Origin of the sequence: Synechococcus sp. UW106, from assembly GCF_900474015.1 — a bacterium.
GTDB lineage: Bacteria > Cyanobacteriota > Cyanobacteriia > PCC-6307 > Cyanobiaceae > Parasynechococcus.
In genome coordinates this window covers 112,167-134,788 of record NZ_UCNV01000008.1, presented here as the reverse complement: position 1 = coordinate 134,788, position 22,622 = coordinate 112,167, and the positions used below count along the sequence as shown (strand labels likewise).

Genomic DNA, 22,622 nt, shown 5'->3' with positions numbered 1-22,622 from the left:
AACCCCAGCGCTGATCAGCAGGAGTCAGATCAGCGACGGTTGGATCGCTTGGAGTGGCTGTGTTTCGACGACAAATGCAAAAGGCTGGATGCCTTGTCTTGCTCCTCCACCTTGGTGAGCTTTTTCACAAGGATCCACGTGTCTTGGGCAGACATCTCACCATCCTGCTCCCATTTGATGCTCGATAGCTCTGCGGGGGACATCAAGAGCTGTCTAGGGGGGGGCAACAAGCTAAGGAACCCAGCCTCGCAGCGACCGGCAAACCCGACCCTTGTCACTTAAGAAAATTGGAGATTGGTTTGCGTGGTTACAGCTTTCTGAGCTGGACAACAAAAAAGCCCCAGCCGAATGGACTGGAGCCAGGTGACGGGGAACTTTCGAAAGATACCGGCCCTGCATCAACAAGCAAGACGGGAGACACCACATCTAGCGTAATCAGCCCTCAGAGGCGGGTCTACCCTGAAAAAACACTAGCTGCAGGGGACGTGCAGAAGTCGCTTGATCGAGGTCAATAGCGGTCAGTGCATGCCGAACCAGGAACAACAGGACCCAAGACGCATCGTCAAAAGCGTCAGCACACCAACCGCTGCAGCCACAAACGACAGACCCATCAGCTGCTGACGACGCTTCTCTCTGATGGCCTCGAGCGATTGGCTGCCGTTCAAGCTGTAAACGCCGGTTTGAAGATCTTAACGAATTTTAGTAACGAACGCTACCAAGGCTGTGACTAAGAGTGAAATGGCCTAAGCGCGTCTGCGACGAAAGACATCGACTTCAGGTCCGCACACAAAACGACATTCTCTGTAATCGCAGCCAAGAGTTTGGACTGATACACCTCTGTCAGATCTTGGCCGAGACCATGAACGACCTGAGCAAGGAACAGGAACAAGCCATTGCTCGGTCGACCATGTATCTCTTCGCAGCAATCCTGACGATCCTGATGGTTTCCCTTGCAGGACTCTTCCTCAGTGCCGAACTGGAGCAGCAAGCCCAGAACAAAGAGGCGACGTCAGTGCAGATCTCACGCCAACCCGAGGTCGCTCCTCAATCCCAACGACCTTGGACACGATGGAAACAACAACGACCCGCAATGTTGCCTGTGAAACTCCATGCTTTACACGAGCCCAGCAAGGTCTTTGAACTGAGGTTCTCATCGCTCAATTGAACCAAAGCAGAGCCAAGCAAAAAACGGAGGCTTTCGATCGCCTCAGGGTGCAGCGGCGAAGCGGCGACTGCGGGCAGTCAATTGGGTGCGCGCTCTGAGATGGCGATGCCGACGACAGGGCCTTGCGTAGAGATCAGAGCTGTTTTTCCAGGAACGCGGATAGGGCCAGCTTCGTTTGACCGCCGGCGAATTGGTTGTTCTGCAACACCACCAAGAGTGGAGCCACAGGGCTGTCATGCCACAGATCAGACCAGTCATAGCTGCATGATGAAACCCACTGGGGCGACGTCAAGCGCAGATCTGAAAGCGAAGCCTCGCTGAGATTCCTCGCTCAGCCCCCAACCATCGCGTGGTGCATCAACTCTGCATAAATGAGTGATAAGGCCAGTTGCCAAGACCCCGGAGGCCGATGCAGAACGGGAGCATTGGATCCGCAGCCATGGCCAAGCGTCGCTTTCTCGACAAGCAACCACTCACCCAGGCAGAAGGGCTAACCGCCCTGATCATGATGGGGGTGGGTCTAACCCTGGGCGGCATCAGCGTGACCATCTTCATGGCTTTAAGTGCTGCAGCCCAAGGGTCTTGGCAGGAACTTTGGCTCTCCGGTCAGCTGAATTTCTGAGCTCAGGGCATCCAGGGCAACCGGATGCCGAAAGCCTCCAACGGGTCCATCACGAGTTTGTTCATCGCCCGCCCCAGCAGCACTTGGGGCTCTTCCGGACGAATCGGAAGCACTTCATGCTCTCGACTCCTCGCGCGATCCATTCCTTTGAGCACACCATTCCGTATCAAGGCATTGGCTGCCTCGAGGCCGCAGACATAGGCACGTTCCTGGCACAGTCCCTTGGCACCGTGCTCGCGTTCTCCCATCCGCACCCAGTCGCCAGCGCAGACCAGGGATGGCAGCGATGTTTGTAGCGGCGGACGTTGGCTGAAACTGCCAGGTGAGAACAACGACACCGAACCCGGGTAACGCCGCACCTCAAACTCCAGAGCCCGCGCCAACCTAAAACCCGGCACCGCTTGCGGCAGAAGCTCTTTCATCAGGGTGTCGACGATCTCTTGATCACTCAGCGCCGCAATCGCTGTGGCGTTGTAGAAGTCGCTGGCAACGACGGACCCCTGAGGAGCACGACCACCCCAGAGATCCGTTTCATCTCCTTTCTGCAGCTGGTCGAGCATGAAGAAGGTGGCGCCCGAACCCTGCAATGGCGCAAAGCGCGAGAAGACATTGGCGGGATCGTCGACTTCGACATAGCGATCCAGCCACAACCGCACCGACACCACATCAATCGCTCCCAATGTGCCGGCAGCCACCAGCTCAGGTAGGGCTCCCGCACAGGACGGCGACTGCGCCATCAGAGCATTCATGCCATTAGAACCCACCGCCAGAACAACCGCATCCACATCGTCGATCACACTTGTTCGTCCATTTGCGGGCGAAAGGACCTCCACAGACTGGATCGCTGCTGCCTGGTGATCGAGATTGAGGCAAGTTGCCAGCGTGCCTCCCTGAACTGTGAGCTGACAACGGTCCAGCAAGCGTTCCGCCAATGGAGCGATCAACCGCTCTGCGATGGTCCCAGAACGAATCCAGCGCACATCGAAGGAGTCCTGATGCGCCAAGGCATAGTAATAGAGCAGCTCCATGGTGACGGCAGCGGATAAGTCTTCGGGTGGCTTGAACAGCCCCACCAGAAGGATCGGACGCAAAAACTCATTGATCATCCGCTCACTGATCTTCAGTTGGCGGAACAGCGTCAGCGCATCGATGGCGTCATAACGCCGGAATGTCGCCTCACTGCGATTGAGGTCAAGCATCGCCACCAAAAGCCCGGCGATACTTAATCGATCGGCAACTGGAAGGCGCTTGAAGTTCTTGACCGTCGCCATGGCCTGACCCAAAGGACTGGGGAGCTGCCACCCATCACCAAACACCGGTGCGGTGGCCTCCAAACCATCGGGAGACCAGAAGGCACTGGTCGTGAAGTCGGTAAACACATGCTCGAGCTCGAGCTCATGGGTTAGCGCATTGATGTTGGGGTAATCCCTCCAGAAACCACGGGTACCGGCTTCAAAAGGTTTGCCAGTTGCGGTGCGCATTGGCGTACGACCTGTTGGATCCGCCATCCCATCGATCAGGGTGACCCGCATGCCTGCTTCACAGAGGGCTTTCGCAGCACCCCAGCCCGCCCAGCCAGCACCGATCACCACGACATGGGAGGACTCAGCCTGGGTGACCATGGATTGCTCAGGCATCGAACCTTCAGATATCGAGTGAACCGTCTCCGCATCATGGAGCTCTGAGGCGGCAACGGTCGCCATCGCCACTGAGCAGAACGGCTCAATAGCGTTGTCTCGATTGTTCGAAACCATCCGATGAATCCCGACACAAGCGCACGCTGGCCTGTTCTTCTTCCCTTGGTGTTGTTCTTCGGGGGAATCGGTGCAGCGGCAGCGATGACTCAGTTGCTGGGATCGTTCTGAAATTCAGCTCGTCATCAGACCAATTTCAAGGCGTGCAGAACCTGCACTCGGATGCCTCCCAAGCGGACCCATGCCCGCAGTGCATCGGCTTTGCAGGTGTAGGGCCTCCAGTCGTCCTCATGAATACGCCGTTGAATGTGACGCACCACCCGCTCAGCAACAACACGGTCGCTTGGCACCTTCAGCACGACCTGCTGACCGTTGACCAAGAGCGTCTCAATCATTTTTAGGAGGTTTGATCAGCTCGCCGGTCTGCAACGACACCACAGCGAAGCTACCCACAAACACCAACGCGACCAAAGCCAGAAAGATTGCGGTGAGATTGCTGATCTCCAGCTGCCCGAGCATGAAGGCGAAAAGACCTGGCATCAAAAGCAGCGACAACGTCTGAACTTAAACCGAATGATCAGTGTTGAGAGTTCCCAGAACAACGCCGGCCATGGAAAAGCCGATCGCAAGCATCACAACGGTTTCGATCATGCGTTTTCACCAGAGGAGCTCGCGTTGAGCACGACAACAGATCGGGAGGGCTTCACCGTAGGTTGTGCCGAAGAGGCAGATAAATCATTGGACTGCCAGGTTGACGCTGCTGAACAACGGGTCGGATTTTTCACCCAGGAACTGCGGCCCATCACCAAACATCCAATTGAAGCAATGATGGCGGCAACCGATTGGCCTGTCTGTTCGATCGGCAACCGACGCCATGGGTGATCGCCATACAAGCGTCCACGGATCTGAACAGCCGCCTGGAATAGGCCGACCATCCGCCCATACGCCTTGAATCGGGCCGCCCGCGATCAAACACCGCATCAGACACACAAACACCCTCCACCTCTGCTTTTTAAAACGCAGCCAACAGGCAGGTTTCAGCCTGCATCACATCGACCCCGAAACCATCCAAGATTTGGCTCGCATCCTGAGCAAGCCGTTGTTGACGACGATCCACCTTCACCAATAACGCGGTTTGCATGGTGCCCATCTGCCGCAGCATTGACGAGAGTTCAACCGTGAACTCGACCAAGCGAGCCTGCGGAATGGTCGGCAACAGCACAAGGTCGGCAACAGCACAAGGTCGGCACCTGCTGAGAGATGTTTGCGTTCATCTTCATGGCTTCTGGCTTGACCATCCGTGATGATCACGTAGGCATGGCGCATGGCTTTCGCTGCTGCCTCGACTGGAACCACCTCAAACGGGTGAATTCCTCGGGCGGAGTAGGCGGTTGCGGAACGGTTGCGATCAGCGTCAACAACACATACCGATATGCCCCTTTAAGCCCATACACAGGCCAGATGATGACTGCTGCAGGTTTTTGGCACACCTCCCTTTTGGCCAAAAACAGTCAAAAACAGAATTCGGTCAAATGCGCGGAATGATCGCGTCGTTAGGAAAGAACTCCTCAAACACACAAATGCGGTCGGCCCAACGCGCCTCCACTTCCAAGCGCATTAAGCGGTTTCGCACCCACATCAATGTGTCCACATCAATGGGCTTATGAAGCTTATGTTGCTGTGCCTTCACCCAATCATCTTTGCTCTGAGAGCTGTTCATGACATCTAAAACCAAGTACCTACACGGTACGAACGGAGGCTTAATGCGCTAGCAGCTTCACACTAAGTAAGCATCAAAGAACACTTGATTGCGTGCGAACTGTTCACAATGGCAACAACTTAATGGAAGCTTTGAGTCCACAAACAAACCGTCAGAGCTTGAACCGCCAGATCGGTAGCCGATCCATCATTCCGTCACTCCAATCAGCGCCAAGATGAAATCAGTTCCTGAAACGCTGAGATGACGCAAACCACTACCTACTCCACTCTATTGCAGTCCATCACCAAGGCGGCTCAAAAAACGCCGCAACTCAAACCTCGCCCGGTGCATACACCGCCAAACGGGCGCAGAAGCAATTGAATGAAAACCGCTGGAATGCATCCAAGCGGGGTTATTCAGGCCTGGGCTAAACAAAATTGCAGCTGTGTAACAGCACGAACGACACGTGGGTTCATATCGCCTCTATAAAGGATGTGTAGCAACAGCTACGAAACTACGTTCACCCCGCCGTAGGCGAGGCGCAGTTCGATTCAGGCCATGGAACGGGGACCTGAGCTTGCTTCGAGGAACCCATCATGACCCTGACCTATCGCGGCCAGAAGTACACCAAGAACAACGCAGCTGCTTCCAGCAACCAGCGTTCTGTGCTCGTTTATCGCGGTCAGAAAGTCGCTCGCTGACAACAGCACAAAACCTTCGCTCAAGTCCCGCCTAGGCGGGACTTTTTTTATGGCTGTTTCGTCGTGGGATCAGGATGCTTGGCTTTCCAACGTTCAAACCAAACCGCCACACCCAAGGAGATACCGATAGCGATGCCTGCACCGATGCAGACGACCCCAAATTCCACTGGCATGCAATCACCCCAATTAGATCTCAATCATCGGACAAGACCGATCAGAAGTCGCGATCCATCGCTAAGCATTGGTTTCTTTAAGGCGTGCTGGAACGATGTTCCTAATTCATAATTCGCACGAACAGGCCAATCTCCTGGCATCAGCACTGGTGCAAGTCCACAGAGTTGAAGGCCACTGGTACACGTCTTTTCAACAGGACCTTGCCCACACCCTTTTCCTGAGGCTGCTTGACGCTGAGATCAACTTCTCCGGCCATCCCGGAATTGAGGTTGAAACGTTGGCAGAGACGTTGACACAAGCATCGGAGCGCCAAGAGCTGCTGGAACTGCTGATCGCCTTCGAAATGCTTTGCAATCCGATCCCGGAGACGTTGAGTAGGGACATTGATCATTGGGCCAACGCACTGAACATCAACGGCGAGATCCTGAACCTCGCCAGGGAATTGGCACAGAACGCCATCACCCAGGCAACAACAGATTTTTACCGCTGCAACTGGATCGGAGAAGGCGATGATCAAAGCGATCCCGTCTTTCAGGATCTCTTGAAAAAATACGGTGATCACGCCTATGGCTTATGTGTCACGGCTGATCCTGATGAGTTTGCACGCTGGGACAACCTCAAACACTGTTCCCAGGGCAGCCTTGGACGCAGTCTCTGGGAGTTTTACCAATCAAGAGGATTCAAACTTCCCGGTGAACTGGGGGCCGGCAACGCAGCGCTCGCGCATCACGACTGGATCCATCTAATTGCTGGGTATGACACCACCCCCATCGGAGAATTGGAAGTCACAGCATTCATGGCTTCCTCCAGCCGCTCAAAGGGTGCAACCCTGGGATTTATTGGAGCAATCAGCATCTTGGAAACTGGGTTGCTGCATAGCTTCTACGGCGCCGACAAATTTGGGAGAGCGCTCTCAGCCGATGATGGAATTGAGCGTATCGCTCAGGCAATCAGCAGAGGCAAAGCCTGCAATGTCGACCCGCTCATCAACCTTGACTATTTCAAGTATGCAGACACACCGCTAACAAACATTCAGAAGGCTTGGTGGAGCTGAGTTAGTTCACCAAGCGTTGATACGCTTCATTAACGCGGCGAAAAGCCTCTGCCGAACCGCCAAGGTCGGGATGGTGCTGTTTCACCAATTTTCGGTGAGCCTGCTTGATCTCGGTGAGTGACGCGTTGGAGTCCAACCCGAGGACATCTAAAGCTGCAATCCGTGGATCACGGGGATGTCCAAAGTCCACACGATCTGTTCGCCTTTGATCACTTCGCGTGCGACGTCCCTGCCGCTTGGAGCTGAATTGTTCCTGTTGCTGACGCAGCTGTTCAACCACCCGTCGTGGATCCTCATCGAGCCACTCGCTGGCCCGAACGCCGAACATCGCAAACGCCGCGAGGACTGCCGTTGTTTGTTTGCTCGCCTTGGATCCAACCGCTACCCGAAGATCAGTCCCTAAACCAGGAACCAGACGATCGAGTCGCTGTTCAAGGGTCAGATGAGAGGGAAAACTGCTGCGGTTGAGCTGATCAATCAAAGACTCCAACCCGCGCTGACGCAGGACACTCCATCCCGGCTGCTGTGCAAGGGACTGCCCCCAAGCCTGCACCTGGTGGCTGCTGATGCGCGGCGGAGCTTGGGCCGATGGCTCGCTCCAAGAGCGGTGGGAAGTCGATTCGGTTCGGAAGCGTTGGCGTTGCTGCCGCTGCAATCGGTCCAACTCACGGTTGAGCCGCAACACGTCACGTCGAAGGGCATCGTTCTCGGCCAGCAACGCCTCAACATTGCTGGTGACCCGTTGTTCAGAACGTCCTCCAGACCAGTGACGCGGATCAAAACCCAAAGCGTTTCTCCCGTCTCACCACGGCAACAGCTCACCATTGGCATGCCAGAAGCTGCCGCTGTTGGCCATGGTCAAGGCATCAATCCGTGCCAACAGACCCTCCACCGCCTGCTCCGGGTGAATACCACTTGGATTGAACTTGATCATCCGAGTACGCACCAATCCAGGATGCAAAATTGCAACGGCGATGCCGAGTGGCTCCAGATCAATCGCCAATGATTTTCCGGCCATGTTCAGGGCCACCTTCGACATCCGATAGCCATAGGAACCTCCGGATGTGTTGTCATCGATGGAGCCCATACGGCTGGTCATCAACACCAACTTGGCACCACGGGGCATCTGATTCACCAAAGCCCGGGCGAGCAGCAGAGGAGCAAGGGCATTCACCTCAAACTGCCGGCGGATTCCAGTGGGATCCAGATCGGTCAACCCCATCGACTGCAGGATACCGGCATTGAGGATGACGCCATCTAGCGACAAGCCCGTCAAGCGGTGAACCAGATCATCGATGCATTGGCTGTCACTCAGTTCAAGGCCGGCTTCAACACGCACCCCTAGGTGCTCCAGTCCATCACTGCTTTGACGGCAGACAGCCACCACCTCCTCTCCCCGGGCCTTGAGCTGACGGCAGTATTCCAACCCGATCCCACGGTTCGCGCCGGTGACCAGGAACGTCGACATGGGGAAATTTCAGCCACCGCCATCCTGCCGGCTCTTCCATCGATCCACCGAAGAGATCAAACGATTTGATTAATCGGATAGATCACCGTCAACGCCGTACTGATGCAAACACTGCTTCACCGTGAGTACCGAAACTGTGCTGCCGGTCTCCGCATTGACCAGTAAATAAGGGCAGCCTCGAAGAACACAGCGACGTCGTGCGTCGATGTAGGCCTCAAAAGCATGGGCATGGGAACACTCCTCCACCCAACCTTCGCTACTGAGATATCGCGTGAGAATCATGGCCAAAGTCCTCGAGGCCACTGGTTATGGCTCAGGACATCCCCAATCCCAGGAAGTGACCTGAAGTCTTCGGGATCACAGCGGCACTGAAGACGCCAAATCAAAGCCATTCAAAAGAATTCAGCCGATCCCTGCACAACAGTGACCACCTGATTCCAGGTGGCATGAACCACGCGATAGGTCTTCAAGGTGGCACGTGATTTGGTACGGGCATTCACAAAGGCTTTGAACTCCGTTTTGAAGCAGATCTCCTGAATCCATTGCCCCCCTGAATCAAGCCTCTCGATGCAATACATCAGACAAAAGTCATTAAAAACATCACAACCGCAAAACTTTTGCTGAGCACAAAATCAAAAGATGTAGTTCGGGATTGGGGCAAGAAAAAGCCCCCGCGGTTAACGGAGGCTCAGGGGGTGTGAGGAGTCGACGTTTTTTTGACAAAGGCCGACACTGAGTTTCATAGCCCGATTTCACAGCGGCAGCCTCGTCAGCCACAAAGCTTTATCGGCTCAGAGATAAAGAACACTGTCGCGACAGCGCTGGAGGGCCTCACGAACAGCGGTCAGCGCAGCTTTATCAGGCCTCTGCAGTCCAGCCGGCACAACAATCAAATCATCTGGATCCAACCGGACCCTTGCCGAAAACCAGGTGCCAGGGCCTGGAACAGATGCACGGCAGATCGGCTCCTGCCTTTCATCCAAACGTCGCTCAATCAACCAACCCTCCACCCGATCCAAGGGCTGAAACGCCGTTGACCCACGAGCAACAGGTGAAATCAGAGTGAGCAGCACCACACACAAAGCCTGCATCACAACCTTGAGGCGACGGAAGCCCACCCATCGTCACAGAGAACACCGGTTCAGTCGTGCCGTTGCGTTAGAAGGGGCTCCCTCGCGGAACCGTCGATGCCGTTATTTCGCTGTGAGGGGTGCTCAATGCGCATCGAACGCTCGATGGCGGCGTATAGACGTCATAAGGGCAAACTCCTGTGCTCGACTTGTCTTGACAAGCAACAGGCGTCTTCGGAGAAGGTGAAGAGCAAGGCCTTGTTACACAAATGTTTCACTTTTTTGGGGTTTGTTCCACTTCGCGATCGATCTCTGTGATCAGTACCTGATTGCGGATGTCCTGCCGTAGCTCCTGAGCGGCCACAGCATCCCGGGCCCGATCCCCTGCAGCGAAGCTTTCGGCGACGTCATAACCCGCGTACCAGCTCCACAGGTCTTGCCGTTCCTGCTCAACCTTCTGTTGGCGCTCCCATTCCAGGGCCTCTTGTTCCTGCTTCCGGCGTTGGCGACCACGCTCCATGGCCTCCTCTCGTTCACAGAGGACCTTGGCGTAATCAGGTCTTTGAATCTCGCTCCAGGTGTCAATCATCAGTGCCCCCGCAGATATTCACGGCAGGCTTCCAGAAGCTGCTTAGACAGTGAAATGCCAGCCAGTTCAGCCCGAGCTTTCAAAGCTCTGTAGACCTCGACGTCAGCATCACGAACACAGGTTGCGGAAAGGTAGTGCGGCCTACGCGCAGGAAAGACGTTCCTCATGACCGCCCCAGATCAAAGGCGAAGTTCGCCGGCATCTCGACGGGTGCAGCCTCGACATAGCGAACGGCCTCAATGGACTTGGCCCGTACGTTCACCGTCAGACCACCGGGGACCGAAAGCTTGATCCAGCCGTCCTCTAGTTCGACAGCGGAACCAATCGCGGTCCACTTGCCGCCAATAAGAACGCTTCGGGCTTTCTGTAAGTCAGGTATGGGCACAGGTCTCGGTCAGCTACACAAGGGTTCCGAAAGGGCCCGGGCGAACCTGCCGAAAGGGTGCTAAGCCATAGGAAGAGAGCGGGCTCTGGCTATGAAGTCACGCATTTCAACAACCGAACTCAGCCATGTACAGCGGCTGATTTGTTGGCTTGAAACAGTCTTGATCCAAGTTCTGCTGAGCCTGACGCTCTGGCCTCTGAAGCTGATTTATCACCGCCCCCTGGAGCCCTGGTGGGTTTGGGATACCAATCGAAAACTATGCAATCTTGACCAACGCTTCTGCTAGTTACCAGGAGCAAAAAAAAGACCCCGAGGCGCCCCCCGAGGTCACAAGAATTTCGTCAGCCAAGGTTGCCGAGATCCGTCATTGGCGGCTTCCTGGGTGATGGTTCAACCCAACCGTTCACCTCATCGCAGAAGCTGTTGATTGCGCCCTGGAGGTCACCTTCAAGCTCGAAGTCGCGAAAGAACCGGCCGCCGAAGTTATTGCCGGTCTCCCAATACTCCTCCCACAGAGTCAGCAGCCGTTGATATCGGGCTCCCTGCTCCGGGGTCATTTTCTGCTCAGCATCACGGCAATTCGGCTTCACCCTTCAGTTCCTCAAGGTGAATAGCCAGTCGCCTCTCCGCTGATGCCAGGCACTTCTCCCACAGCCACAACATGCAGGAGTCTTCGGCCTTGGCCTTTTCGACCATGCCGGTGAAACGCTCGACGTTCCGGCGGAAATACTCTTCGTGTGTAATCACCGCAGCCTCTCCCTCAGCTCTGCAACGTTGTCCAGGGCGTAGTTGGCGGACTCTTTGAGGAGCTTGCTGATGCTTACTCCGAGGGTGTCGCTGGCCACCTCGATACGGCTACGGAAGAGCTTGTCTTCAGTGCTATCGCCGAGATACAGGGCCAGACGTTTGTCAGTCTTGAAGCTCATAAACGCTGTACAGAACTGCCAATAGGCTTCCGCCCCGATTGACGTAGTTACTGGGATCTCAGCCTTTACAGGTACGGGTTACCGCTGTTCAGGAATTGGAAACCTAGGGAGTCACCTGGAGATCCACATTTGTGGGTCCTAGTTTTTTTGTAGGGCCATCCAAGGTCCGGCCAACCATCTACATAACGGAGGCAAGCTTCATGGCTACAGAGACTTTTTACAACGAGTCAGGCACCAGCCCGCCAGCAGTTACTGGGTACAAATTGGGCTTCACGCCTTGGGCTCAGCCGCTCATGGCAGTCACCGATGACTACGAGGTGATCGTCCTCGGGTTTAAGCGGAGCAAGTTCAACGGAATCAGTTATGTAGCAGTCGACGGCCGCATCGTTCCCGCTGAGGGCACCTCTCTCTTCGCGCTGGGGGCTCAGTGATGAGGGACACCATCGAGTTGGCCAACGTGACGTGCATCCACTGCGGCAACCACGTACTGCATGACGCAAACATCCTGGTAAATGACGACGGGCGCACTGCTGTCGGGGCAAGGTGCGAGTACTGCGAAGAGATCACCTTTGTTGAGGTGTGCTTTGACGGTGATGGCGGACTGAGCGTCAGTGCATGTCGGGTTGATTGACCATGGAGGACCTCAATCTCCAACTGGTCAAAGATCACGGCATCGATCACACCCTGTTCGCAGACGGTTTCATCACAACCGGTGCAGACGAGGGTTGGGAGGACGCGATTCATCGTCACGCTGAGGCCAAGAAAGAGCAAGCCAAAAACAACAGCGAGCTACGGCCTAACGAGGTTGCGCAGACTGAACGCAGCCTGAACCGGATGGCATCCAGGACGCTGAAGGCAACCCCTTCGATCAACTGGAACCTCTATTCCGCGGTGATCACCGACCGGGGCACCATCAAGCCTGGACTGGAGTGGGCTGGACAACGGTTACACCCCTCCCTTCGCAACGGTGCGGACGGGCAGATCAAGTTCGATTGCCGCTCAACACGGGTGAAGGTTTTTCTTCCTCCCCTGAGTTGGTCTGGAGCCATGGAGCTTCTGGATCACTACGGCTTCGATTGCCCGGAAGATCAATACAGCGTCGAGAAGGCTTGGCGGTTCGTCTTCGATAGCCCTGAGGTCCCCATCCACGTTGAGGAGTCAGCCCTGAAGGCGTTGGCATCCACATCGATTGGGCAACTTGCAGTCGGCCTGAATGGCATCAACTCCGCCGGACAGAAGTCGCGCTCTGATCGCCTCCGTAAGCCGTTGCAGATGCTGGCCGCAGGTGGTCGCCGGATCACGGTTCGATTCGACGCAGGTAACTCCTCTGTGCAGGAGGCTCAGAAACTCCATATCAAGCTTTCAAAAGCCGGTGCTGATGCTCGCTGGTACTCCTGGGTCGGTAGCCATGCCAAGACGGATGACTATGTCGCCGCGAAGTTGCGTGGAATGGAGGTGCCTGCCACCCTCCCCATCCTTGGCCACCAAGAGGATCTAGGCGTCCGTGGCCTCTTCAGCCAAGACCCTTACAGCCGTCTCTGTAAGCAGTGGTCAACCATCACCATCGACAGGGAATTTGAACCGGAGGACATACAGAAGGCATCCATCGACAGCCGGGTGATCGCTTTGGTTGGTGCGACCGGTACCGCCAAGACGAAAGCCTCGGTGGCTGCTGTGGACCTACTGGAGAGAGAGCTGGGTCATCGGATGGTTGTGCTGGGCCTGTATCACCGGGCCTCGCTTGTCCATAAGGGCGCTGCTGAGTTCGGCGTCCGCGACATGTCGGCAGCACGCAACACCGTGGAACGCACCCATGGCCTGCATGAGGGAGTCATCAACAGAGATGGGCTGTTTTGCTGCTGTGAGTCGATCAAGAAAACCTCAGGCAATGAGTGGGACATGTGGCGCTGGAGTCATGAGCTGGAGGAGAACCCTCGGCCCACGATCCTGTTCATGGATGAGACCTCTCAGACCGGGATGCACCTTCTGGTCGGTGGCACTGAACGGATGCCAGAGGTTCGCCGTGAAGCCGTCAAAGCACTTGAACGTCTCCTGAAGAACCCCTGCGTCACCGTGATCGCCGCTGAATCCGGCCTGGGTGACATTGAGCTGGAGTGGCTGAAACAGACAACCGGAACAACACCCCGCGTCATTCAGACCACCTTCACCAGGGAGCGTGTTCTGTACGTGGGAGCAGCCAACAAGGAGAACATCGACTTCCTGCAACAGCTTTCGGCCAAGGCCCTGGAAGAGGGGCACAAGGTCTGGGCATCGTTCGGGGAAGCCAAGTCAATGATCGAGTTCTCGGCTCCCTTTACTGATGAGAAGAACATCCTTCAGATCAGCGCAGAAAACTCCTCCTCTCAGGCAGTGTCTGAGTTCATGGGGAACACGGAAGAGGTTGGTCCGGCCTACGACATGGTGGCGATGTCTCCCTCAGTCATCTCCGGCATCTCGATGGCTCAGACATCTGTGGGTCTTGCTGCCTGTGTTCAGCAGTACGCCATGGGTCCCGAGGATGCTCTCCAGGCTCTTGATCGGGCTCGCAGTGCTCAGGTCCGGGTGTTGTTAATGCCCTCGGTTGTTCCAGCGGCAATGGAAGGCACCGGCAAAACAAATCTCGAAGCAGTTCAACGGGCGAAATCAAAGGCGGCCAGTCACGGTGATCCTGATGCCTATATGGACTTCGCTAGAGCAATTTCAACCGGCTCACTTTTTTATTCCCACAAATTAGAGGCTCGGAATAATTATGAGGCCATCGCTAATGAACACGTGCTTAAGTGCCGTCTCCAGGAACAGGGTTACACGCTAAAGCCATTCCTTGAGTTGTTGGCACAGAACCCCGATAAGGGAGCCACAACATCACGCAAGGTACGGGTTAAGCGACAACGCGATAATGCAAAGTCATTCCGCCAGGGCCTGCTCAAGCAACTCTGCAAAGGGGAAATCCTTCTGGGTGAAGCACGGTCAATAGCCCAGAAAGCCTCCGTAACCGGCCTTGCTGCTGATTACGAACAAAGGGAGCCCAGCCATGCTTTCTACTGGCTACAGAGGCTCTCAGTGGTCTCTCTGATTGATGCTGGGATGTTCCATGAAGGCACCCAGGAATTTGTGGCCGTAGCCTCCCTTGTACAGGGACTGGATAAGCCTGAAGCTCAGGAACTGAAACAGCTACTTGGCGGCAAGATCACCATCCCAGGTCCAGACGATGTGGTGAAGGCAACCTTCATCAAGGCTCTGGTTCAGATGGCTGGTTTCGATGTCACCAGGGGGAATCAGGTCTCCATCCAAGGCGGTCGAGTCTGGTCATACACGATCTCCTGAACTGCACAAAAATAGAAGTGGGTGTTAATGCCTTTAAGGACCCACTTCAGAAATTGTGCAATCACCTTCGCAACCCTATAGAAACTTTTTTTATCCGAATGATTAGCGTATTTGTCGCAGAAGCCTGGGAGGAATTGTCGCGCAAGGGCTACAAGATCACCCAGCCCTTCCCTGGTTTTCTCCATGTCACCACTCCTACAGGGTTCATCTCAAAGATGCGTTTGAAGCGTTTGCCTTCCTACGCTCGTTATCTGAGGTGAAATTTATTTTTCAAATTATTTTTTCCCAGTTTATTTTTTTATTTCTTGCCTGCCTCTGGATGCCCCTAGAAGGCGTTTAAGGGGTTTGCAGTGCATATATAAGTGCGATGGAGTCCAGGGCTGCCACAGCGTCTCCTGAGTGTGTCTGAGGGAGATATCAGTGGTGGTGGTGAATGTTCTCGGATAAATGTGGGTGTTCCGCGATTTTTCGGACCTTTTGTCAACCCTTTTGGCCAATCTTTACATCGGAAATACTTATCTTAATCCCAGCAATCATGACCACTTTTTAGCCCGTCTGGCGACCTAATCGCCCCTGCCTGCAACCCGGAAAAGGTGCCAATTTGCTGCACGGTGCCAACTACGCATGTACCAGCCTGGCTATCACTTAGCTCTGACCCAGTCGGTACCAGTTGGTGTACCAGAAACCCTGTTCAGCACTGGCTTTTGCTCCCTCATGGGTAGCATATTGACACTAAAAAGTCTACCCCCAGGCAGGCGGACATGATGCACGGCAGAGCGTGAAGAACTGCGGCCCGCAAAAGTTTTGGTGCAGGGGCCCCGTGATAGTGAATAGGGCGGGTGGGGTCTGCGGCTGCCCTCAGGATTTGATGATACTTTCTGAAAATTTCTTGGCCACTAAATAATACTGGGAAAGAGCCCCAGTGAATAACACTGAAGCCCCTGCGATTATGCGCAATTTATTAGTGGAACTCATGAGTGCAGCTATTAACAACAATGCTGATCACTTGCTCCACCTTGAATGATCTCCACTGTCGGATTTCTGCATCCACTACAGTGAACATATCTTCGGGTGATTTGCGTCCTATTCCTTTCGTTGGCAGGTAGTCATCTGGCCTGAATTTGAGTGTGCGAATCTCGCCCGATTTCTTGGTGAACTTAACGCTGACTTGTCGGCCGTGGTTGGCGTCAAGAATGGCGCGGATCTGGTCGGTCTTCATGGCATTGCGAGTGGCAACAATCTTCAGTACTTGTTGTCAACGTCGATCTCATTACGCTCGGCAATACTGATAGCTTCACGCAAACGTTTGGCATCGCAGGTGTTGCCCCTGATTAGCAGATCTGTGTAGAGATTCCACATAGCGCGGAGGTGGTTGTGACTGGTGGTTGGCATTGGTGGTGATGGGGTGAGGTCTGGGGAAAGAGTCGGTGCAGGATTCGCAGTCGACGCATTCGTGATGGAGGGTCCGTCCTACTCTCTCCCATGCACATATTGTAGCCGCTTGCATGGCATACAGCTACACACGGCTACGGAATTTCGATGAGATTTTTCTGAGTGTTTGCCGCCCCATTCGTTCTCACTTAGCGGCCACTATTGCGAAACACCGAAAACTGAGAAGACCTCCCAAAAACCAGAAATCGGGCAGTAACTCAGCGCACTCAGCGGAGAAGCCAGCAGCACCCCCCACACCCGCACTCAGCCACACGCACGGCTCAGAGAGTGCCCAAAAAAATGCGCACCAAATTGTTTCCAGTACCATCGCCACATGGCAAAGAATTCAGTCCCGTTCTCATTACGTTTGCCAGAAGACCTGCTCCAAGCGGTCGACAAGCTGGCGGAGGAAGCGGGAGTTCCACGCGCTCAAATCATCCGCTGGTCAGTGGAGCGGTATCTACAGAACCCTTCCCAGAGGCCCTCTGAAGCGGCTACAAGCGGCTCTGATGTCCTATCTCGCCTGGATGCCCTCGAAGCAGCAGTAAAGGCTCTACAAGCTGCCAAATAAAAACCCCGCCATTGCTGACGGGGTGATGAAGAGCTGGTGTTGCTCTAGATGCAGGGCTGACTCCAGTACTAATATCTGGACTGAATATTTGAACACTACTCCTAATTTAGATCAGTCCAAACTTTTGATTAATGGTGGTATATACGTGATTGATTTAACTTAATTATTATCGACTTTTCGTTAACTCAATGATTGGCGATCAGAAGGGATAGCTATTTACTTTGATGGCATCGTCACTGTCATGATTCCATCCACGGAAAACACGCAGAACTTTTCCATTGTATTCCCAATCGCTTCCGTCTACCCTTTTTGGCCACCATTCTGGAGCGGGATACAAGCCCTGGTGCTGATAGCCAACATATGCAGTTGTTTCATAATCAAAATTACAGCTTCTTAGCAAGATTGGCATCATATATAAATACACGACTTTGCCAGCATGTTTATGCCCTTTGGGAAATTCAGAGTCACTCTCGTAACTCGTGGGGTTGTCTATATGGGTAGCTGATGAAACGAAAATAGTTTCTCCCTCAGCGGCCCATCGTTCGCAAGCGCGCTTTGCTGCGCCCTGAGAATCGTACAAGCTAGTATTTGCATTGACTGGCAAAATTAACGAGGTTGCTGCTACTAATAAGGCAGCATATCTTGGAAGATTAGATTGCATGTTTGCGCAATTAGCTTGTCTTTGTTAGCATCATGCACGGACCACTGTCAAGGCATATATGATTCGCCGCCTGGTCGATACTCTCTCTTGGCTAACAGAAACCCTCCTATTGATTTAGTGTGCTACCAATTGTCTGTTGCAATATTCAGCATTAAGTCTCTACTCTCGAGGCTATGACCGTGGTAGAAAGTCCATTTAGGCAATAAAAAACCCCGCCATTGCTGACGGGGTGAATGTTCTGTCGGGAGATAGATAGCGACAATCACAACGCCCCCTGCTTTTCCCTTGCGGGTTTTGTATTGCTTTCAGCCAATAGGCATCAGGCTTCCCGATAGATGGTCAGAATCCCCCTCAGCAATGTCGGGGAAATCAGCTAGGGATCTTTATCAGGCTGGAACCCCCATGGTCATTTGGCTGAGCTGATCTACGCCTAGATTGTCGCCTGTATAGAGACCTTCGATAAATCCATCTGCGTAGATTCCAATGCCCGACTGCTGTCCTGATGGCGTCGCAAGGTTTGAGACATAACCAAAGCTCAGTTGATCCGTTTCTACACCTTGAATCATGATTTGATCAAAGCTATCAAGCTCTTCAATGATGTCTACTTTCTGACCATCGGCATTGTTGCCAGCCTTGTCGTAAACGTAGTTGTAGGCAAATTGATCGCTCTTGAAGAAAAGCTTGTCGACTTCACCATCTAATGCATCTTTAAAGGTGTTGTGGCCAAATCCTCCATACATGTCATCGGCACCTTCTCCACCAATTATGGTATCCCTCCCATTTCCTGCACGAAGCTCATCGTTTCCTTCAAATCCGTTTAGGTAATCACGACCTCTGAGACCAACAAGCTCGTCATCACCTCTACCGCCGAGTAGATCTTCATTTCCATTTGTGCCGCGAAGGTTTGTTGGTAATGGAAAATCTCTTTCAAGTGGTTCTAGAGTAAAGTATGTATCATTAAAATAGATCGCATCAATGTTGGTCAACTCTAAACTCCCGTAATTATATAAGCCTGTGGGCTCAATGTAGGTAATTCCTGCAGATGTCTCGAATATCTCATATTCCGACGAGTTCGCATTGATAACAATTCCCTCCATGCGGGAAGTGGTCCCTTGAATAACGTCATCGCCGCCTCTGTAAAAATAATTATGCCACGTATCCTTTGACTCGTCTTGGTAGGCGCCAAGCCCTACGTTATCGTCAAATTTTGAACTACCGAGTTCATCACGGTAAGTCACTATTGACCGATAATTAATTGAGTCAAGCTCAATAGTCTTGTCTCTAAATTCGATTGCATCAAGAGACGATGCCACGATAGATCCTCGATCAAAAAGGCTGGTAGGATTTACGCTTGTGAAATTTGTCCCAAATATTGAATTGATTTCATAATCACTGCTTTCCGCATTGATGATCAGTACATCATAGTCATTTGACCCAAAGAAATAGTCTTCGCCTCCCTCATAGAGATAGTTCACATCACCTGTGGAACCATCTGACACGAAATATGTCATTTCATATGTACTTGAATCACGTACGGTTGTTGCCATCTTTTTGTGTGTTGCGGAGGTCATCCCTCCAGGACCTCTTCACCATCTCCGTTCCAGCTGGGAATCACCTCCCCTAAAAGGACGATCTTTCAGCCCGATTTCAGGGGTCTCTATCCCTCAACTGGGTAGGCAGTGAAATGCCCCCAGCTCGCGCCAGAGCCAGGGGAAGTAAACACGTCAATAAAGGATGCCAATCAGCTCGTCTCAGCAGACGGCGGAGAAGTCAGCGCGAATGTCGGTAGCGGTCGAAGACAGGCCCACCCTTGCGGCAGTGATGCCATAGCCGCGAACGTAAGCAGCGAGCCTGTAAGGACCAGCAAGGAAGGCAGGTGAATCAGGAACTTGGAAGTCAGACCAGCCGTAGGTGAGGTTCTTGGTCTGGCCGTTCTTCTGGACCTGAATGATCACCTCATCGGTTTCGGACGACAGGGTGGCAACGATGTTGAGCTGAGCAGTTTTGGCTGATTGCAGTCCCACGATGGGCTGGAAGCTGGTAGTCAGCAGACCCGCGTCATCGTCAGTCGATGCAGTGTTGGGAAAGAGGCCGTAGGAGCGTCTGGAGCTAGCCATGAGTTGTTGAAGGCTTAGGTACTGACTAGGTTTCCGTTGTGAGACGTCTATCCGATGGCTGAATACGGCAAGCCCTATGAGCCTGCAAAAGCAAAGCCCGCTGCTCCCAAAGATCAAGCGCTATTAAATACTTCTCAGGCGATTGAACAGCTTCTTATACCTGGTGAGACTGTTATTTATCGTGGCCGAGTGGCTCCACAGTTCATTAAATATTTGAAGTGGTGGTATCCCTTTCTTTGCGTTGTCCTTTCCTTTGCGTTTATTGGTATCGTATTGGCGCCGATCGCGATTGCACACTGGAATTACCTTAATCGGATAAGGTGGTACATCACGGACAAGCGATTGATATACGCTCATGGATTAATTGGGCTAAAGACCGAAGAGATAGGATTTAATCGAATTGGTGAGGCCAATATGACTCAAGGGTTATTCAGCCGTATATTCAATACTGGCACTATTGTTGTCAACGACATCGGCTCCAACAAAATTACTTTGGAGTTCGTGGACAATCCGCTCGCAATCAAGAAACTACTCTCCGACAAGGCGTATGAGGCGAAGCAACGCTGAATGATGCATCTATTGAGTTGGATCTAGCTAAGTCATGGCTCAGTACGGCGAGGATAAAAATCAGAAGCAAGAGCTGGCAGAAGCTCGGGCTGAGATTGAACGACTGCGGCAAAAGCTTGGCCAACAAAACGATGATCAAGCTGCTGAACGTGGCAGATGGCTGATTGAGCGAAGCAATCAAAAGGGATCGTCGCTAGGTATATCCGCTGCCAAGACGCTCGTCTTTCTCCTGCTGCCACTGAGCTTCTTTATCGCGCTGTTCTTCCCACTCGCTTGGCTTTTTGTGGTGGTGCTCTTACTGGTGTTGCTGGTACTCAAATGACTCTGCGGCCCTAGCTGAGAAGGGCTGATCGCAAAGCCGAACCAATCCGTACGGCTCTCCACCTATCGAAATCTGGAAGGCGAGAGCAGTCTTTAGAGGCGTCAAACGAGGGGCGCGGACCTCTGGAGGTGGGCAAGCTCTGGGGGTCTTTTTTTGTACTCAGCTAAACCCTGGAATCTGGACCCGCTCCACTCCGTCCAGACCGCGCCGAACAACACTTGCATCACCTCGCCCCCATACGCATTGAGTGGTTCCAGGGGTGCCGCCCGAGTGCCCCCAGGTGACATTGCTCTGGCCATAGCCGCTCTTCACGTAGAAGTTCCAACAGGCGTAGAGGAGATGCAGCACGCAGTCACCAGCGTCATCTGTACGGTGCGTTTTGCCTTTGGTGATGGCAATCAGCCGCAGTTGTTGCTGTAGGTCCTCGTATAGCTCCAGACCCTTGCGGATAAAGAACTTCTGATTGGCTGCAGGTCCAAGCACCTCATTGAGCCTGGCTCCTTTATTCAAACCACGGTGTGAGATCGGCTTGACCTGGTAGGTGCGTTCCCCGATACGGCCAGACAGTGAGTTGAGCACCGAATGACCAGCGGCGGCTTTTTCGACATAGACCACGAAAGCGTTGTAGCGGTGGGCGTAGTCAGCAATCTGCGCCAACTGTTCTTCCAGTCCTCCCTGGAGGTAATGCAGCCCCAGCACGATCACGTTCCCGTCCTGCACCCCACCAACGGCCAGTGCGGATTTATCTGACCGCTTGTCCCCGCCCGCCATGTTTAGGTCTACAGCGATCACGGTCTGGCTGATGTTGATGTCGGCCTCCTCGATCTCCTGCAGGTAGTGCCGTCTCCACGCGCAATACTCCGAGTCCACCTCGGTGTTGAGTTCGTACATCGCGGCCCAGTCCCGCTCGGACATGTTTGAACGCAACGTGTCACCGAACGCCTTGGTGAACCTGCTGCAAACGGGCTCACCCACCTGACCGAACCGGGGCCAAACGAGCTGCCAAGAGGCAGGGTAGGAATCAACGATGCGGGCCTTCTCCTCAAGCGTCGGCACCAAGAAAGGAGACACCACTACGCGCCACGGGGTTACCTGCAGCCCCTGTTCCTCATTGCGACGTTCACGGGCCACCATCTCGGCCACCAAGTCGGTGTTCGAGATCCTTTGGGCGATAAAGCAGAGGCCAGCACCCTTCCCGTAGTTGTCGTTGGTCAGACGGGTGAAGAGGTCAGTCGTCATGGTCCGGACCGCCTGGCTCATGATCTCCGTCGACTCCACTTCTGCCGTGGACGAAACCAGGTCATCGCAGAGGATGCGACACCCCGAGAGACCCATCAACTGGCCTCCTCTACTGGCGGCATAGACCAAGCCCGCACCCTGCCAGTCACCCCTAAAGGCCAGCTTGGAGTTCTCTGCTTTCGACAGCTCGAAGTCCTCGGGCAATGCTGCCTCGATCAACGTCTTCAGCCGTTGGTTGGCCATCGACGACAGACGTCCCGATGCACTGATCAGGATCTGGTCGCGGGTGGGATAGCGAAGGTAGCTGTATGCCATGGCCAGCCCTGCAGCCAGTGACTTGCCCGAACGCGGATGCGGGGAGATCTGCAGGAAGTTGTGTTCCCCCTCCACCCAGCGTTCCAACTCATCGAGGAAGAGCCCCATCAGGGAGTCGATCTCAAAGTTGGGGGCGACCATGGGCCCGTACTGCAAAGCGAAATTCCTCAGCCCACGCTTGATCGGTGCCGGAGGTCTCGACAGATTTGAGCCCCTGACAGCGGGTGTACGCGTGTCGTACTTCTGCTCTTGCTTGATCTCGTCTTCGAGGGTGACAACCTCAGCGAGCTTGGCCTGGCCCTCAATCAGTACCTTCCTCACCTCCCAGCAGCACGCCTCTTTGAGCTTCGAGATCTGGGACGGCGAAACGTCCGCAAGCTCAGCCAGTTCCCTGCCGGTGGTGCCCGTCAGCCACAGGGTAAACAGCTTGTAACCGAGGTCATTTTCCCCACGCATCTTCCTGGCCGGATTCTCACGATCCAGGCTGAACATTTTGGGGATTCTGAATTGCCCCTTTGGTGTACTTGC

The 22,622-nt window shown here is 53.9% G+C and carries 34 protein-coding genes; 12 read left to right on the top strand and 22 right to left on the bottom strand.

The window, feature by feature from the left end; translation table 11 throughout:
- Nucleotides 1-29: 29 nt before the first annotated feature.
- Nucleotides 30-203: a hypothetical protein gene (locus tag DXY30_RS14025; protein ID WP_170951157.1), complete on the bottom strand. Its 174-nt coding sequence runs from the start codon at nt 201-203 to the stop codon at nt 30-32.
- Nucleotides 204-518: 315 nt separating this feature from the next.
- Nucleotides 519-665 (bottom strand): hypothetical protein, encoded by a 147-nt coding sequence (locus DXY30_RS14020; protein WP_170951156.1) that lies wholly within the window; start codon nt 663-665, stop codon nt 519-521.
- A 194-nt stretch (nt 666-859) separates the two neighbouring features.
- Here DXY30_RS14020 and DXY30_RS05455 point away from each other — a divergent pair, with 194 nt between their 5' ends.
- A complete protein-coding gene (locus DXY30_RS05455) occupies nt 860-1,165 on the top strand; it encodes a hypothetical protein (protein WP_137006801.1) in 306 nt (101 codons plus the stop codon).
- A gap of 409 nt (nt 1,166-1,574) precedes the next feature.
- Entirely contained in the window at nt 1,575-1,787 is a 213-nt protein-coding gene (locus tag DXY30_RS05450; protein ID WP_226423290.1) for a hypothetical protein, read from the top strand.
- Between the two features lie 2 nt (nt 1,788-1,789).
- Here DXY30_RS05450 and DXY30_RS05445 read toward each other — a convergent pair whose 3' ends face one another.
- From DXY30_RS05445 to DXY30_RS14015, 3 genes are all read right to left on the bottom strand, one after another.
- Entirely contained in the window at nt 1,790-3,424 is a 1,635-nt protein-coding gene (locus tag DXY30_RS05445; RefSeq protein WP_115094205.1) for an FAD-dependent oxidoreductase, read from the bottom strand.
- Between the two features lie 242 nt (nt 3,425-3,666).
- Nucleotides 3,667-3,876 carry a hypothetical protein gene (locus DXY30_RS05440; protein ID WP_115093700.1) on the bottom strand — a complete coding sequence of 70 codons (210 nt, stop codon included), beginning with the start codon at nt 3,874-3,876 and terminating at the stop codon, nt 3,667-3,669.
- Nucleotides 3,869-4,021 (bottom strand): hypothetical protein, encoded by a 153-nt coding sequence (locus DXY30_RS14015; RefSeq protein WP_170951155.1) that lies wholly within the window; start codon nt 4,019-4,021, stop codon nt 3,869-3,871. The genes DXY30_RS05440 and DXY30_RS14015 overlap by 8 nt, the downstream gene beginning before the upstream one ends.
- A 33-nt stretch (nt 4,022-4,054) precedes the next feature.
- On the opposite strand from DXY30_RS14015, the gene DXY30_RS14010 reads away from it, so the two are divergent.
- On the top strand, nt 4,055-4,363 hold the full coding sequence (locus tag DXY30_RS14010; protein WP_170951131.1) for a hypothetical protein: 309 nt from the start codon (nt 4,055-4,057) through the stop codon (nt 4,361-4,363).
- Between the two features lie 130 nt (nt 4,364-4,493).
- On the opposite strand, the gene DXY30_RS14430 is transcribed toward DXY30_RS14010, so the two are convergent.
- On the bottom strand, nt 4,494-4,697 hold the full coding sequence (locus DXY30_RS14430; RefSeq protein WP_244281292.1) for a hypothetical protein: 204 nt from the start codon (nt 4,695-4,697) through the stop codon (nt 4,494-4,496).
- A 44-nt stretch (nt 4,698-4,741) separates the two neighbouring features.
- On the opposite strand from DXY30_RS14430, the gene DXY30_RS14425 reads away from it, so the two are divergent.
- Nucleotides 4,742-5,026 (top strand): hypothetical protein, encoded by a 285-nt coding sequence (locus tag DXY30_RS14425; RefSeq protein WP_244281290.1) that lies wholly within the window; start codon nt 4,742-4,744, stop codon nt 5,024-5,026.
- Here DXY30_RS14425 and DXY30_RS05430 read toward each other — a convergent pair.
- Nucleotides 5,010-5,201: a hypothetical protein gene (locus DXY30_RS05430; protein WP_115094203.1), complete on the bottom strand. Its 192-nt coding sequence runs from the start codon at nt 5,199-5,201 to the stop codon at nt 5,010-5,012. The two genes, DXY30_RS14425 and DXY30_RS05430, sit on opposite strands and share 17 nt — an antisense overlap.
- A 575-nt stretch (nt 5,202-5,776) precedes the next feature.
- On the opposite strand from DXY30_RS05430, the gene DXY30_RS05425 reads away from it, so the two are divergent.
- Both DXY30_RS05425 and DXY30_RS05420 read left to right on the top strand, forming a co-directional pair.
- Entirely contained in the window at nt 5,777-5,881 is a 105-nt protein-coding gene (locus DXY30_RS05425) for a DUF4278 domain-containing protein (RefSeq protein ID WP_115023449.1), read from the top strand.
- A gap of 268 nt (nt 5,882-6,149) precedes the next feature.
- Complete coding sequence (locus DXY30_RS05420) at nt 6,150-7,109, top strand: hypothetical protein (RefSeq protein WP_115093699.1); 960 nt, start codon at nt 6,150-6,152, stop codon at nt 7,107-7,109.
- Nucleotide 7,110: 1 nt separating this feature from the next.
- On the opposite strand, the gene DXY30_RS05415 is transcribed toward DXY30_RS05420, so the two are convergent.
- The 10 genes from DXY30_RS05415 to DXY30_RS05365 form a co-directional block, all read right to left on the bottom strand.
- Nucleotides 7,111-7,896, bottom strand: a complete 786-nt coding sequence (locus tag DXY30_RS05415) for a J domain-containing protein (protein ID WP_115093698.1) — start codon at nt 7,894-7,896, stop codon at nt 7,111-7,113.
- Nucleotides 7,897-7,911: 15 nt separating this feature from the next.
- Nucleotides 7,912-8,577, bottom strand: a complete 666-nt coding sequence (locus DXY30_RS05410) for an SDR family oxidoreductase (protein WP_115093697.1) — start codon at nt 8,575-8,577, stop codon at nt 7,912-7,914.
- A 69-nt stretch (nt 8,578-8,646) separates the two neighbouring features.
- Nucleotides 8,647-8,859 (bottom strand): hypothetical protein, encoded by a 213-nt coding sequence (locus DXY30_RS05405; protein WP_115093696.1) that lies wholly within the window; start codon nt 8,857-8,859, stop codon nt 8,647-8,649.
- A gap of 110 nt (nt 8,860-8,969) precedes the next feature.
- Complete coding sequence (locus DXY30_RS05400; protein ID WP_115093695.1) at nt 8,970-9,155, bottom strand: hypothetical protein; 186 nt, start codon at nt 9,153-9,155, stop codon at nt 8,970-8,972.
- 213 nt (nt 9,156-9,368) lie between these two features.
- Nucleotides 9,369-9,695 (bottom strand): hypothetical protein, encoded by a 327-nt coding sequence (locus DXY30_RS05395; RefSeq protein WP_244281289.1) that lies wholly within the window; start codon nt 9,693-9,695, stop codon nt 9,369-9,371.
- Between the two features lie 226 nt (nt 9,696-9,921).
- Nucleotides 9,922-10,236, bottom strand: a complete 315-nt coding sequence (locus DXY30_RS05385) for a hypothetical protein (protein ID WP_115093693.1) — start codon at nt 10,234-10,236, stop codon at nt 9,922-9,924.
- Between the two features lie 163 nt (nt 10,237-10,399).
- Nucleotides 10,400-10,621 carry a hypothetical protein gene (locus tag DXY30_RS05380; protein ID WP_115093692.1) on the bottom strand — a complete coding sequence of 74 codons (222 nt, stop codon included), beginning with the start codon at nt 10,619-10,621 and terminating at the stop codon, nt 10,400-10,402.
- 341 nt (nt 10,622-10,962) lie between these two features.
- The gene (locus DXY30_RS05370) at nt 10,963-11,178 is read right to left on the bottom strand and encodes a hypothetical protein (RefSeq protein ID WP_115093690.1); all 216 of its coding nucleotides are present in this window, start codon (nt 11,176-11,178) and stop codon (nt 10,963-10,965) included.
- Between the two features lie 13 nt (nt 11,179-11,191).
- Nucleotides 11,192-11,368, bottom strand: coding sequence for a hypothetical protein (locus DXY30_RS14005; protein WP_170951154.1), 177 nt, complete (start codon nt 11,366-11,368; stop codon nt 11,192-11,194).
- On the bottom strand, nt 11,365-11,547 hold the full coding sequence (locus DXY30_RS05365) for a hypothetical protein (RefSeq protein ID WP_115093689.1): 183 nt from the start codon (nt 11,545-11,547) through the stop codon (nt 11,365-11,367). The genes DXY30_RS14005 and DXY30_RS05365 overlap by 4 nt, the downstream gene beginning before the upstream one ends.
- Nucleotides 11,548-11,840: 293 nt before the next feature.
- Here DXY30_RS05365 and DXY30_RS14000 point away from each other — a divergent pair, with 293 nt between their 5' ends.
- Genes DXY30_RS14000 through DXY30_RS05350 form a run of 3 tightly spaced genes read left to right on the top strand, consistent with a single transcriptional unit; the run spans nt 11,841 to nt 14,871 of the window.
- A complete protein-coding gene (locus tag DXY30_RS14000; RefSeq protein WP_170951153.1) occupies nt 11,841-11,978 on the top strand; it encodes a hypothetical protein in 138 nt (45 codons plus the stop codon).
- Nucleotides 11,978-12,178 (top strand): hypothetical protein, encoded by a 201-nt coding sequence (locus tag DXY30_RS05355; protein ID WP_115093687.1) that lies wholly within the window; start codon nt 11,978-11,980, stop codon nt 12,176-12,178. Before DXY30_RS14000 ends, DXY30_RS05355 begins: the two co-directional genes overlap by 1 nt.
- A 2-nt stretch (nt 12,179-12,180) precedes the next feature.
- The gene (locus DXY30_RS05350; RefSeq protein WP_115093686.1) at nt 12,181-14,871 is read left to right on the top strand and encodes a DUF3854 domain-containing protein; all 2,691 of its coding nucleotides are present in this window, start codon (nt 12,181-12,183) and stop codon (nt 14,869-14,871) included.
- A gap of 961 nt (nt 14,872-15,832) precedes the next feature.
- Here DXY30_RS05350 and DXY30_RS05340 read toward each other — a convergent pair.
- Nucleotides 15,833-16,090 carry a DUF2693 domain-containing protein gene (locus DXY30_RS05340; RefSeq protein WP_115093684.1) on the bottom strand — a complete coding sequence of 86 codons (258 nt, stop codon included), beginning with the start codon at nt 16,088-16,090 and terminating at the stop codon, nt 15,833-15,835.
- 579 nt (nt 16,091-16,669) lie between these two features.
- On the opposite strand from DXY30_RS05340, the gene DXY30_RS05335 reads away from it, so the two are divergent.
- A complete protein-coding gene (locus DXY30_RS05335) occupies nt 16,670-16,873 on the top strand; it encodes a CopG family transcriptional regulator (protein WP_170951152.1) in 204 nt (67 codons plus the stop codon).
- 199 nt (nt 16,874-17,072) lie between these two features.
- Here DXY30_RS05335 and DXY30_RS13570 read toward each other — a convergent pair whose 3' ends face one another.
- From DXY30_RS13570 to DXY30_RS05325, 3 genes are all read right to left on the bottom strand, one after another.
- Nucleotides 17,073-17,534, bottom strand: coding sequence for a hypothetical protein (locus DXY30_RS13570; RefSeq protein ID WP_137006800.1), 462 nt, complete (start codon nt 17,532-17,534; stop codon nt 17,073-17,075).
- 386 nt (nt 17,535-17,920) lie between these two features.
- Entirely contained in the window at nt 17,921-19,105 is a 1,185-nt protein-coding gene (locus DXY30_RS05330) for a calcium-binding protein (RefSeq protein ID WP_137006799.1), read from the bottom strand.
- A gap of 180 nt (nt 19,106-19,285) precedes the next feature.
- Nucleotides 19,286-19,651 carry a hypothetical protein gene (locus tag DXY30_RS05325; protein ID WP_115093681.1) on the bottom strand — a complete coding sequence of 122 codons (366 nt, stop codon included), beginning with the start codon at nt 19,649-19,651 and terminating at the stop codon, nt 19,286-19,288.
- Between the two features lie 54 nt (nt 19,652-19,705).
- Here DXY30_RS05325 and DXY30_RS05320 point away from each other — a divergent pair, with 54 nt between their 5' ends.
- Entirely contained in the window at nt 19,706-20,218 is a 513-nt protein-coding gene (locus DXY30_RS05320) for a PH domain-containing protein (protein WP_115093680.1), read from the top strand.
- Between the two features lie 34 nt (nt 20,219-20,252).
- Nucleotides 20,253-20,540, top strand: coding sequence for a hypothetical protein (locus DXY30_RS05315; RefSeq protein WP_115093679.1), 288 nt, complete (start codon nt 20,253-20,255; stop codon nt 20,538-20,540).
- 159 nt (nt 20,541-20,699) lie between these two features.
- Here the strand turns inward: DXY30_RS05315 and DXY30_RS05310 are convergent, their stop codons facing one another.
- Nucleotides 20,700-22,586: a hypothetical protein gene (locus tag DXY30_RS05310; RefSeq protein WP_115093678.1), complete on the bottom strand. Its 1,887-nt coding sequence runs from the start codon at nt 22,584-22,586 to the stop codon at nt 20,700-20,702.
- Nucleotides 22,587-22,622: the final 36 nt, after the last annotated feature.